The organism is Rheinheimera sp. MM224 (genome assembly GCF_947090785.1).
GTDB lineage: Bacteria > Pseudomonadota > Gammaproteobacteria > Enterobacterales > Alteromonadaceae > Pararheinheimera.
Genome location: NZ_OX352320.1, coordinates 531,088 through 543,675 on the forward strand (window position 1 = coordinate 531,088; position 12,588 = coordinate 543,675).

Sequence of the window (12,588 nt, forward strand, 5' to 3'; positions counted from 1 at the left end):
AGATGAAAATTGTTAACGCAATCATTGGGGCGAATCTTTAGTTTGAAAATTACAAAATGCCATAAGTCAGACTGATATCAACTAACAGAACGGAAACACAGGGGCGTATAATCGCGCTCCGTTTTGTTCCCTCTTTGTTGTTTAAGGAAGTACCAGATGTCTGATTTAATCAGTAAATTAGAATGGCGTTATGCCACCAAAAAATTCGATTCTAGTCAGGTTGTTTCACAGGATAAAATCGACTTTATTCTGGAAGCTATCCGTTTAAGCGCTACGTCCAGTGGTTTACAGCCTTATGAAGTGCTGGTGATCAACAACAAAGCCATACGTGAACAAATTAAGCCTCACGCCTGGAATCAGGGCCAGATCACTGACAGCTCACACTTATTGGTGTTTGCGGCATGGGACAACTACACCACTGAACGTATTAACAACATGTTTGATTTAACCAACGAAATCCGTGGTTTTAAAAACGAAGGCTGGGAAAACTATCGCGCTATGCTGCTCAGCACCTACCCGCAGCGTGACGCTGAAACCAACTATCAACATGCGGCCCGTCAGGCTTACATTGGTTTAGGTTCAGCTTTAATTGCTGCAGCCGAGCTGAAAGTAGATAGCACGCCTATGGAAGGTTTTGATCCGGTTAAAGTGGATGAAATCCTTGGCTTAAAAGAAAAGGGTTTACGTTCTGTGTTGTTATTGCCTTTAGGCTACCGTGCTGATGAAGGCGACTGGCTGGTGAAGCTGCAAAAAATCCGTCGCAGCCGCGAGCAGTTTGTTACTGAAATTAATTAATTCTGTGCTCTAAGAAGGCCTTCACAGGCCTTCTTTCTGTCTATCGATACAACATCTTTCCTAACTGCTTTTCTAGCTATTTCATCCTCTTTTCTCTGTCTGACATCGTTGTCAACCTACTGTCATATTCATCAGTTATGGTTTGACTATGAATGTGAGTATGGGGGCTTTATGTCGATAGTTGAAAAGCCGGAGCAGGATCTACATCAGGCATTAAAAAATGCTGCGCCTTTGGCTCGTTATCTGGAGCGAAATGCCAGTAGCGCTGATGCCGCCGATATTTTTCAGGAGTCTATCGCCCGTGTGCTGGAACAGGCAAAGCAACGACCTATTCTGAATCCTCTGGCTTATGCTTTCACTGTAGCCCGTCATATGTTGATGCGATTAAAACCTGTGCAGGCCGAAGAGCCTGATCAAGTGTTGTGTCAAAACGCCAATCCGGAAGAAATGGCCAGCATGCAGCAAACTGTGGATCGGTTTAGTCAGGCGCTATCTGCTATGCCGCCATTAAGACGACAAGTTTTTGTGTTACTCCGCATGGAAGGCAAAAGCCGTAGCGATATTGCTGCTTTACTGCAAATCAGTGAGGATGCAGTATCTAAACATGTCAGCAGAGCGCTGGCGGATATTCAGCGTCTGATCGATCAGCAGCGTGTTTTATAAATACTGTTATTGTAAATAAGGGTATGTGAGTCCTATTTTGAGTGAACAAGAAAAGTTGAATAGCAAAGAACAGGCAGAGCAGGAGCTGTATCTGCAGGCCGCCAGCTGGGTTGAAAAACTCGCCAGTGGTGAGCTGGACAGCCTGAGTAAAAGGCGGTTTAGCCATTGGCTGGATGCCGATCCCAGACACCCTGTACTGCTGCAATCTATGGTCGAAACCTGGCAGGATCCGGCTTTAACTAAAGCTTTGTCTGCTTATCAGCCTTCACCCTTCAAACGCTGGCAGTTATCTTCGCCGAAATGGACGAAATCACAATGGCCTAAATTACAGCTGGCTGGTGCTGCTATGGCATTCAGTTCTGTGTTGGTGATGTTGCTTTATATGGGCAATGGCAGTTTGTTTTCTAGTCCTGCGCCTTACGAGCTAAAAACAGCTCAGGCCAACAGTATGCAACAAGCGCTTGATGATGGGTCAGTGGTCGATATAGCGCCAGACAGTCAGCTCACTGTGTTTTTTACGGCAGATAAACGTCAGGTGCTGCAAGGTCAGGGCGCTGCTTATTTTGCCGTAGCCAAAGACAAACAGCGGCCTTTTGAAGTGCGACTGGATCAAGTCAGTGTCGTGGCTGTTGGCACTGAATTTAATATTGATCGCGACCCGGATCTGATTGATATCACGGTGTACGAAGGTGCTGTGCAGGTGCAGGCTAGCGCTGCTGGTCCAAGTCAGTTACTCAAAAGTGGCGAGCGAATTCGGATTCAGCAGAATAAATTATCTGAAGTACAAAAAGTGGATTTGCAGCAGTTGGTTGACTGGCGTTCCGGCTGGATTGAAATTGAAAACGAAACTTTAGCCTATTTGCTGCACCGGCTAAACCGGTCGGCTATAGTGCCCGTCAGTGCAAGTGCTGAGGTCGCAGATTTGCGGGTAGCTGGTCGTTTTGAACTGGCCAATACCCAACAAACCTTATCGGCTTTGACTGAAGCTTATGGCTTAACGATGCAGCAAAGCAGCAGCGGCATCCGGCTGAGCCGGTCGGCCTCTCAGCAACAATAAAGTGGGGGCGGGTTGTGTGGTTACGACCTGAACTCTGTTTGTTATTACTTTTGTGCTGTTGCAAAAGCCTGTCTGTATGGGCTGCTGAAGCACAACAAAAGCAGTTGTATTCCATGCCATCTCAGCCTTTATCTGTTGCCTTGCTGCAATTTGCCCGTAAGGCAAATCAGCCGTTATTGTACGACCCGGCTTTGCTTGAAGGGCGACAAGCGCCTGCTCTTTATGGTGAATTCGAAGCTTCTGAAGCACTGAACCAGCTGCTAGCACAGCAGCCTTTAGAAGCTATTCCGCGGCAAAAAGGCTGGTTGATTAAAGCCAAAGCCGTAGTAGAAAAACCAGCTATGGCTGCTGCTATTCCCGCTAGTAAAACCCAAAAACCACCTGCTGCTATGGAAGTGATAGCTGTACGTGCCAGTGTAGTTGCAGAGCAGAATGCTGTGACCAAAGCACTGTTGCCTCAGGCTAAAACGCTCAAGCGCGAAGCCATGATTGCGCAGGACTCGCTGGTCGCCGACGACATTACCGACTTTCCAGCGTTGAATTTAGCCAACTCCTTACTGCGCTTGCCTGGCATTACTATTAACAGAGAGTGGGGCGAAGGCCGGCAGATTTCATTGCGGGGCTTGGGCCCTGATTTCACTCGTGTTCAGGTGAATGGTATGGAAGCTTTAGGCACGTCTTCTTCGCCAATGGATGCGCGTGGCGCTGTGTCCAGGACCCGGGCTTTTGACTTTAATATTTTTGCCTCTGAGCTGTTTAATCAAATTGATGTTAAAAAGTCCTTTTCTGCCGATCAGGAAGAAGGCGGTATAGCGGGCACTGTCAATTTACATACCGCCAAGCCTTTTGATTACGATGGGCCAAAAAGCAGTATGTCGGCTCAGTTGGGCACGAACAGCAACAGCTCCGATCCCCGCTTCTCCGCTGTGTTCTCTGAGCTCTGGTCAGATATTGGCGCTCTGGTTTCTGTGACTCACAGTGTTCGCTCTACCAATGAATATGGCAGTAATACCACGCGCTGGCGGCGCGAAACCGGAAAACAAGCGGCCGATAGCAGTAATACTGAACTGCAAAACCTGCTGGATTCAGGCGAGTTGTGGTTTCCACGTGGTCAGCGATTTTCTGTCTGGGAAAACGAACAAAACCGCTTAGGTATCACAACAGCGCTGCAATACAAACCCAACCAAGACTTCAGTCTGGTGCTGGACTGGATGCACGGTAAACTGGAAAACCAGCTGGCTGAACATCATATGGCGGTGAAAGATAATAACCTGGTGAACTCTCTAATCTGGCGTGAAAGTGCTAAAGGTGACAAAAAAGTAGTCTATGCCAGCTACAAAAATGCCAGCTGGCGCAATGAAAGCCGGGAAGATTATAACGAGTCGGTGTTTGATCAAATCAGTCTGGCTGCAGACTGGACAGCCACTGCCGATCTGCAGATCAGCGCTATGTTGGGCCACAGTTCATCCGACTACAGCCAGCCGCTGTTGCAGAAACTCAATATTGAAGCGAAGAAAAAAGCCAGCATCATCACAGACTTCACTCAGGACGCTTTTTATGGCCGCAGCTCTTCGGCTGATTTTGACGTCACCACACTGCAAGGTTATACAGTCAAAGATCTGTTTTTCCAGTCGAACTTTATCTATTCCAGCTTTGATAATGCCAAGCTGGATTTTGATTACCAGCTTAGCGACAGTCAGGCACTGCTGTTTGGTGTTCACCATAAAAAGTTTAGTAATTCAGGTTTTGAGCAAGAGGCCAGCGGTTTTCCTTACAGCATTACTACACCAAAGAACCAGGGTGTGGTTAGCCTGAACCCAGATCAGGTGCAGATTTATCATGGCCATCCGGCTCAAAGCTGGCTGGAAGGCAATATAGCTGCAGTGCAGGATTTTTATGGCCTGACAGATTTCGCTTTAACAGATGCCAATACCATCTCAAGCTCGGTGTACGATTTAGCTGAGCAAACCAACGCACTTTACCTGTTGTATCACCATGACCTCGATCTTGCAGGTTCACCTTTACGCTCGCGATTGGGCCTGCGTTTTTTCGACACTCAAATGAGTTCGCAAGGTGTGTCTTACATGCAACCTGCCAGCATCAAACGCAGCTATTCAGGCTATGTGCCAAGCCTGGATCTGGCGTATGAACTCACAGAGGATCTGATTTGGCGCACAGGCCTGAGTAAAAATATCACCCGCCCTTCATTAGGCGCTATGGCGTTTTCGGTTAATGTCAGCCAAACCTCGCTGGGCGAAACCGATATAGGCCAAATCTCAGCAGGCAATCCAGAGCTGCAACCTTTTGAATCGGATAACCTTGATATGGCTCTGGAGTGGTATTTTGAGAATGCAGGTCTGGCTTCAGTGGCTGTGTTTTATAAAGATATAAAGCGCTTTATTCTGACTAAAACAGAGCTGCGACGTTACAGCGAACTGGGGCTACCTGCCGAATTACTGCCCGATGGCAAAACGGTGAACGATATCTTTAATCTGTCGTCACCACAAAACTCAGGCTCGTCCAACGTTCAGGGTTTTGAACTGGCGCTACAGCGTGATCTGGATTTCCTGCCAGCGCCTTTTCAGCATACAGGCATCATCGCCAACTACACCTGGGCTGATGGCGATACCTTTTATCCGAATGTGGAAAATTCAGGTCAGAGCCAGCGCAAAGCTTTACCTGGCTTATCAAAACAAAGTTATAACCTGACGCTTTATTACGAAACCAAAGTTTGGGGCGCGCGTTTAGCGACAGCCTACAGAAGCAAGTACATCACAGCAGTTGAAAGTGGCTCTATCGACGATGACGAGCGAGGTTATCACGCCAGCACTAATCTCGATTTTTCAGCTTATTACCGGCTAAACGCCCATATAAAGCTAAACCTCGAAGCCCTTAACCTGACCAATCAGCGCGACGAATTATACAGCGACTCCAGCGACAGAGCTTACAACAGCACTTATAGCGGCCGCACTTATATGCTTGGGGTTACGGCGGAGTTTTGATGGGGAAGTACGGTATTTTATTGATGCTAAATACGTCTGCTTGGATTGCACTCGCCGCGAAAATGTAAGGGCAGGGTTTATCCCTGCCCGTCTCGCGTCCAAACGAAAGTCTGAGCGAGTTGTACAGTCGACAAAGCTGCGGTTTTAATTAGGCTCGGTATAAAAAGCTTCTACTTTACCTTTAAGCGTCATCAGTAAAGGCTGGCCACGACGGTCCAGCGCTTTGGCTGCTGCCACTTTCACCCAACCTTCGCTGATGCAATATTCTTCCACGTCAAAACGCTGTTTGCCATTCAAACGAATACCAACATCGTGTTCGAAAATTGCTGCTACATAATGCGGGCTACGTGGGTTAGTGCAAAGGCGATCCGGTAAATCCGGGCGTGCTGCTGTGTCTTGAGTGGTAGTGTCTGTCATGGCTCTGGCCTGTAATAAATAAAACGTGCGCCATTGTAGGCAAAGCCTGCATTGGGCTCAAGAGCGGCCGTGCAATAATCAACAATCCTGTTTCACCTCATCTTTGACCAAAACCAACATTAACAATAAGATAGCTATTACCTAGCCTAATTAACGGATCCACCATGAAAATTGCTTTGATTATCATAGTTCTCGCCTGTATAGCTTATTACTTCTACAACAACGCCAATAACCAAAAAGCCGCAGCGCTGAATCTGGAAAAAGGCAGTGCATTTTTAGCTGAGAACTCTAAAAAAGAGGGCGTAACAACCACAGCTTCAGGCCTGCAGTATGAGGTTTTACAAAGTGGCAACGGCGAAAGCCACCCAACCGCCAGCAGCACAGTGCGGGTGCATTATCACGGCACGCTCACTGACGGCACTGTATTCGACTCTTCAGTCGAACGCGGCGAAACTATTTCTTTCCCACTAAACCGCGTTATTCCTGGCTGGACCGAAGGTGTGCAGTTAATGAAAGTGGGCGATAAATTCCGTTTTTATATACCTTCCAATCTGGGGTACGGCAACCGCAGCGCAGGCAAAATTCCGGCCGGTTCAACTCTGATTTTTGATGTGGAGTTGTTTGAGGTCCAGTAAAGTAAAAAGAAAGGGAGAGCTGCATCTCTATGCGCATTCTGCCAGAGGCTGCTTAGGTTTGTGACAAGTATTTGAAAGGATCTAATGATGCTGACATCAAAAGAGTTCATCACGCGATTTATTTTTCTAGCTCTGTTGCTTAATTTGCCAGCAGTGTTCACTTCGCTTTTGGCTGAGATGGGTCTGGAACCTATTTTGCTGATTGCCTGGTTGGCAGTATGGGCGAATGTCCCTAAGTTTGCTGGCTTAGGCTATGTGTTTGATAGTTCAGATATCATCTTGGGCGAGTTTGGATTGATGGACGCGTCAGCTGTGGTTATTTTTAGCATCGTCATGTTTTGGGTGCTATGTGCCGCGTGCATAGCATTCTTTAGTGTGTTGTTTTCAAAACGGTATAAAAATTCACTGTAGCTGAGGACCCTGCCTGTTCGTTCTGGTCAACAGCAGAAATTAGCAAGCATGGATAGTGATAATAGCAATGCGGGTCACGCCAGATTTTGCCGATAGTTACAAAGATGTGAGATGAGAGCCGCTCAAATTTCAGTTTTTCGCATCACTATCGGCTATCTGTTTAACCCACTTACACTGCCCCAACCCACTGTAAAAAAAACTTCATAAAATTTTCTGTCCATAAATCACTGGTCGTTGCTCTTTAGGAGGACTGCTGCGCATTTGCGTTTGGCAGATTTACTTAATCAGCTTAACTAACCAGGAATAATGGATTAATTATGAAGACGAATCTTCGCAAGAGTCATCTGGCTTTGGCCGTGCTGGCTGCACTTCCGGCTTTATATAGCCCTATGGTCTTAGCCCAGTCTGTTACAGGAGCAGCTACAGAAGCTAAAGCGACAGAAACAGAAGTGATTGAAGTGAAAGGCTTTCGTAGCTCTATTATCAAAGCCAAAGATCTGAAGCGTGAAGCCATGATCGCTCAGGATTCGATAGTGGCGGAAGATATTGCCGATTTCCCGGATCTGAACCTGGCTGACTCACTGCAACGTGTGCCTGGTGTCACTATTACCCGTGAAGGGGGTGAAGGCCGACAGATTTCTTTGCGTGGTTTAGGCCCTGATTTTACCCGCGTTCAAGTCAATGGTATGGAAGCTTTAGGTACTTCGTCTTCGCCTATGGATGCGCGTGGTGCAGTGTCCCGTACCCGGGCTTTTGACTTTAATATTTTTGCCTCTGAGCTGTTTAACCAGATTGATGTGAAAAAATCCTACTCTGCCGATCAGGAAGAAGGTGGCATAGCTGGTACTGTCAATTTACGCACTGCTAAACCTTTTGATTACGATGGCGCTCAGGCTGCTATTTCCGCTCAGGTCGGCACCAACAGCAATACCGACAGCACTGACCCTCGTATCGCGGCTTTATTGTCTAATACCTGGTCGGATTTTGGTGCCCTGGTATCTGTGGCGTACAGCGACAGAGCAACCAATGAATACGGCACCAACACCACACGCTGGCGTCGTGAAGGCGGTAAAAAAGCGGCCGATGCCAGCAACACAGCATTACAAGCTGAATTGGATTCAGGTGAATTATGGTTCCCGCGTGGCCATCGTTATTCAGTTTGGGAAAATGATCAAAACCGTTTAGGTATTACTGCTGCTTTGCAGTACAAACCAAGTTCAGACTTCAGTCTGGTGCTGGATTTGATGCACGGCAAACTGGAAAACCAGTTGTCTGAGCATCATATGGCGGTGAAAGATAACTCGGTGGTGAACGACTTAGTCTGGCGTGACAATAACGGCAATAAAGAAGTGATTTATGCTGATTATAAAAATGCGACCTGGCGTAATGAAAACCGTCAGGATCGCAACGAATCGGTATTAAATCAGGCCAGTTTAACCGCGGACTGGACTCTGACCGACGACTTAAAAATGAGCGCTATGCTTGGCCACAGTTCTTCTGATTACGAGCAACCTCGTGTGAATAAGCTCAATATCGAAGCCAGTAAAAAAGTGAATATTATTACTGACTTCACACAAGATGCCTTCTACGGTCACAGCTATTCACCGAGTTTTGATGTCACTACTCTGGATGGCTACACAGTCAAAGACTTGTACTTTCAGTCGAACTTTATTTACTCCGACTTTGATAATGCCAAGCTGGATTTTGACTATGGTTTAACCGACAGCTCCAGCCTGAAATTTGGTGCCAACTATAAGAAGTTCACGAACACAGGTTTTGAGCGGGTTGCTCAGGATTTCCCAAGCAATAAAGCCACACCACAAAATCAGGGCGTAAAAACACTGACGGCCGAACAGGTGCAACTGTTTAACGGTCATCCGGATAAAAGCTGGTTGCAAGGTGATATGGCCGCCTTGCAGGCCTTTTATGGCCTGACCGATTTCACCCTAACAGATGCCTACACAGTGGAAAGTTCGGCTTATGATCTGGCCGAAGAAACTCAGGCTGCTTATCTGGTCTACGATACTGAATATGATGTGGCAGGTATGCCGCTGCGTGCCAATGTCGGCGTGCGTTACTTCACCACAGAGCTGAGCTCAAAAGGTTTGTCGAAAGGCATTCCAACAGAGATGGTGCGCGATTATTCAGATTATCTGCCAAGCCTGAATATTGCGTATGAGTTTGCAGAAGATGTGATCTGGCGTACTGGCCTGAGCAAAAACATGACCCGTCCTTCGTTAGGCGCTATGGCGTTTTCGGCCAACGTTAGCCAAACCTCCTTGGGCGAAAATGATATAGGCCAGATTTCCGTAGGTAACCCACATCTGAAACCTTTTGAGTCAGATAACTTTGATACGGCGTTGGAATGGTATTTTGAAGATGTAGGTTTATTGTCTGCGGCGCTGTTTTACAAAGACATTGATAACTTTATCGTCACTGAAACCCAGCAGATTGTGTACAGCGAACTGGGTTTACCGGCTGAGTTATTACCAAAAGGCAAAACGGTAAACGACATTTTTAATGTGTCGTCACCACAAAACTCGGATTCGTCCACCATCAAAGGTTTTGAACTGGCGATGCAACGGGATCTGGATTTCCTGCCAGAGCCTTTTAATAACTTAGGTGTGATCGCCAACTACACCTGGGCAGACGGTAACACCTTGTATCGTAACGTCGAAAACTCAGGCGAAGATCAAATCAAAGCTTTCCCTGGTTTATCCAAACAGAGTTACAACTTCACGCTGTATTACGAGGCTGAACAATGGGGCGCCCGTGTTGCTGCAGCCTACCGCAGTGATTACATCACAGGTGTGGAAAGTGGTTCTATTGACGATGACGAACGTGGTTACCATGCCACCACCAACGTTGATTTCTCTGCCTTTTACCGCTTAAGTGACAGCGTAAAACTGAACCTGGAAGCGATAAACCTGACCAATGTGCGTGACGAGTTGTATAGTGACTCTAGCGACAGGGCCTATAACACCACCTTTAGTGGCCGGACTTATATGGCTGGGGTGACGGTGCAGTTCTAACTATAGCCTCGTACTTGAAGCTGCAGCGTTGTTGACGGCAGCTTCGGTGCGAATTCGATACGGGCGGGGCAAGCCCCGCCCCTACAGCTTTAACCCGATTTTCTTAGCTGTAAGGTGTAGTGAGTGAAAACTTTTGTTGTGAATAAAAAGCAGATTGGCTTGGCTGGTATCGTGACTTTGCTAGTGGCGTCATGCCAGCAAGTGCAAGTAGAGCAAAGACCAGAACAAGGCAAAAGCTGGCTGGCCGGTGATCACCATGTGCATAGCCATTACAGTGTGAAATGGGATAACTCGGTTTTTCCGCCGGCACCTATTTTAGGTGGCGATGCCAAATATTCGATTCCGCTAAATGCCCAAATGGCTTCGCATTATGGCTTAAGCTGGATGGTGATTACCGATCACGGTGGGCCAAATCGCGCCAAACTGGCGTTGGAGCAGGCTTACCCTGAACTTCTGGCTTCACGTAAAGCTTTACCGCAAATTCTGCAATTTTACGGTATGGAGTTTGATGTGCCGGGTAATAGCCCAGGTGGTCGCCATGCCAGTTTTATTATGCCACACAGGCCAACAGAAGCAGAGCAGCTGTACCAGATAGAAAGCCGCTACAACGGACGTCAGGGTGTACCTCCTGGGCCGGAAAAGGCTGAAGATGGCTTTATGCTGCACGCCTTAAAAGCCATGAATGAATTACCGGATAAACCGCTGCTGCTTGTAAATCATCCGGCGCGTTTGGCCACAGGCTTTCGGCAATACAATAAAGTCACACCAGAGCAATTACGCGACTGGCAGGATACAGCACCTGATGTAGTCATAGGTATGACAGGCGCTGAAGGCCATCAGGCGGCGACTTTAAATCCAGATGGCAGCTCAGATCCGACCGCCATTCGCGGCGAATACCCTGATTATCCGACTATGGGTGGCTATGACCAGATGACAGCCCGTTTAGGTGGGGTTTGGGATAGTTTATTAAGCGAAGGCCGGTCTTGGTGGGTGACAGGAGTATCCGACAGCCATGGTCATTACACAGACGGTTGGGCTGACTTCTGGCCTGGGCAATACGCCAAAACTTATGTCTACGCCGATAAAAACTACGACAGCATTTTTACAGCTCTCAAAGCCGGACAAGTCTTTGTCACCACTGGCGATTTGATCGATGCTCTATTTGTTGAAGTGGCAGTAAAAAACTCAGATAACACCGCCACAGCAGGCCAGACTTTGACTGTAAAACCACAAGATGAGCTGGTGCTGCGGGTGCGTTTTCGTGACCCCACTAGCAACAACGGCGGTGGTTTTAACCCACAAGTTGAACGGGTGGATGTGATTCAAGGTTTTATCAAAGGCCCAGCCTCACAGCGAAATAGCGACGAAGCACCAGATACCAAAATAGCCAAACGTTTTTATCCAGCAGACTGGAGCATAAAAGACGGCTATAGCCAGTTTGAATTGTCACTGGGTAAAGTCAGTACCAGCCAGTATCTACGTTTGCGTGGCACTAACAATAAAAACGAATTGGAACCTGAAGCCGATGCCAAAGGCGAAAACCCATGGTTTGATTTATGGTTTTACAGCAATCCGGTGTTTATTCAAGTGGTTCAAGACTAAGCCCAATCTGGCTTAGTCTTTAGACTCTGACCAAACAGCAAATTCATTGCCGCTGGGTTCGGTAAAGTGAAAACGGCAGCCGCCAGGGAAGTCAAAAATAGGCTTAATCACAATGCCGCCATGCTGCTGTACTTTGGTTAAAGTGGCGTTGATATCCGCACTGTAAAACACCAATAAAGCTCCACCTGTTGAACTTGTGGAGCATTGTTCAGATCGGAAAAAACCACCGTCTAAACCTTGATCAGAAAAGGCGACATAATCAGGGCCATAGTCGACAAAACTCCAGTCAAAAGCCGCGCTGAAAAATGCTTTGGTGGCGGTTAAATCTTGGGCGGGAAATTCGACGTAGTTTAATTTTCCATCATTGTTCATTGTTCATTTCCTTTATTTAAAAACCAGTGCGTTCACTACCTTACCATTTAAACATCGGCAGTGGTTTGAGTGGATGCTTCACAAAATGAGCAGCAGAAAGCTGCACCAGTCGCCAGTGAAAACCGGCAGTGGGGAAGGCTTGATATAAAGCCCGCAGCAGAGCTCTGTCTAAACCAAAATTAAGCAAACCCAAAGAAACATCTGTCCAGTCGGCCTTACGAAAAGCTTCAGCCAGTTTATTGTCGTCACAAGCTGTGACCTTATGATGTTCACTGATCAATAAACTGATATCCGTCGACCAATCCGACAGCCCTTGTTGCTGCAAATAGTGCTGAGCTAAAGCCACGGACGGATCTATATAGTCGAAGTTATGGCAGACCCAGATCGCCAGATCATGAAAAGCACAGGCTATAGCTATTTTTTCCAGCGACTGTTCTGAGTGATCAGAATGCCAAAATGCCAGATTCAGTACTCTGTAACAGTGGTGACGATAAGCGGTGAAATCTTTGCCTATGTCCTGTTGATAGTTTTGCAGCAGCAGGTCCAGCAAATCATGTTGAGCGATAATATTCACTGGTTTTTGCACCTTATGCTCCGTTTCT

The 12,588-nt window shown here is 47.2% G+C and carries 10 protein-coding genes and 1 pseudogene; 8 read left to right on the plus strand and 3 right to left on the minus strand.

Going from position 1 to position 12,588, the window contains the following annotated elements:
* The first annotated feature begins 156 nt into the window (after positions 1 to 156).
* The 4 genes from OM978_RS02590 to OM978_RS02605 all read left to right on the plus strand — a co-directional run bounded on the left by OM978_RS02590 (position 157) and on the right by OM978_RS02605 (position 5,517).
* A complete protein-coding gene (locus OM978_RS02590; RefSeq protein WP_264345345.1) occupies positions 157 to 795 on the plus strand; it encodes an NAD(P)H-dependent oxidoreductase in 639 nt (212 codons plus the stop codon).
* A gap of 171 nt (positions 796 to 966) precedes the next feature.
* Positions 967 to 1,458 carry an RNA polymerase sigma factor gene (locus OM978_RS02595; protein WP_264345347.1) on the plus strand — a complete coding sequence of 164 codons (492 nt, stop codon included), beginning with the start codon at positions 967 to 969 and terminating at the stop codon, positions 1,456 to 1,458.
* Between the two features lie 37 nt (positions 1,459 to 1,495).
* Entirely contained in the window at positions 1,496 to 2,515 is a 1,020-nt protein-coding gene (locus OM978_RS02600; protein ID WP_264345349.1) for a FecR family protein, read from the plus strand.
* A gap of 14 nt (positions 2,516 to 2,529) precedes the next feature.
* Positions 2,530 to 5,517 carry a TonB-dependent receptor gene (locus OM978_RS02605; protein WP_264345351.1) on the plus strand — a complete coding sequence of 996 codons (2,988 nt, stop codon included), beginning with the start codon at positions 2,530 to 2,532 and terminating at the stop codon, positions 5,515 to 5,517.
* Positions 5,518 to 5,661: 144 nt separating this feature from the next.
* Here the strand turns inward: OM978_RS02605 and OM978_RS02610 are convergent, their stop codons facing one another.
* Positions 5,662 to 5,934: a DUF3297 family protein gene (locus OM978_RS02610; protein ID WP_264345353.1), complete on the minus strand. Its 273-nt coding sequence runs from the start codon at positions 5,932 to 5,934 to the stop codon at positions 5,662 to 5,664.
* Positions 5,935 to 6,194: 260 nt separating this feature from the next.
* On the opposite strand from OM978_RS02610, the pseudogene OM978_RS02615 reads away from it, so the two are divergent.
* The 4 genes and pseudogenes from OM978_RS02615 to OM978_RS02630 form a co-directional block, all read left to right on the plus strand.
* Positions 6,195 to 6,569 (plus strand): annotated as a pseudogene (locus OM978_RS02615) (FKBP-type peptidyl-prolyl cis-trans isomerase); the annotation flags it as partial.
* 84 nt (positions 6,570 to 6,653) lie between these two features.
* The gene (locus OM978_RS02620) at positions 6,654 to 6,980 is read left to right on the plus strand and encodes a hypothetical protein (protein WP_264345357.1); all 327 of its coding nucleotides are present in this window, start codon (positions 6,654 to 6,656) and stop codon (positions 6,978 to 6,980) included.
* Positions 6,981 to 7,297: 317 nt separating this feature from the next.
* Complete coding sequence (locus tag OM978_RS02625; protein ID WP_264345359.1) at positions 7,298 to 10,012, plus strand: TonB-dependent receptor; 2,715 nt, start codon at positions 7,298 to 7,300, stop codon at positions 10,010 to 10,012.
* Positions 10,013 to 10,135: 123 nt separating this feature from the next.
* On the plus strand, positions 10,136 to 11,614 hold the full coding sequence (locus OM978_RS02630; RefSeq protein ID WP_264345361.1) for a phosphoesterase: 1,479 nt from the start codon (positions 10,136 to 10,138) through the stop codon (positions 11,612 to 11,614).
* Between the two features lie 12 nt (positions 11,615 to 11,626).
* Here OM978_RS02630 and OM978_RS02635 read toward each other — a convergent pair whose 3' ends face one another.
* Both OM978_RS02635 and OM978_RS02640 read right to left on the minus strand, forming a co-directional pair.
* Positions 11,627 to 11,986, minus strand: a complete 360-nt coding sequence (locus tag OM978_RS02635) for a VOC family protein (RefSeq protein WP_264345363.1) — start codon at positions 11,984 to 11,986, stop codon at positions 11,627 to 11,629.
* A 40-nt stretch (positions 11,987 to 12,026) separates the two neighbouring features.
* Positions 12,027 to 12,572, minus strand: coding sequence for a hypothetical protein (locus OM978_RS02640; RefSeq protein WP_264345365.1), 546 nt, complete (start codon positions 12,570 to 12,572; stop codon positions 12,027 to 12,029).
* Positions 12,573 to 12,588: the final 16 nt, after the last annotated feature.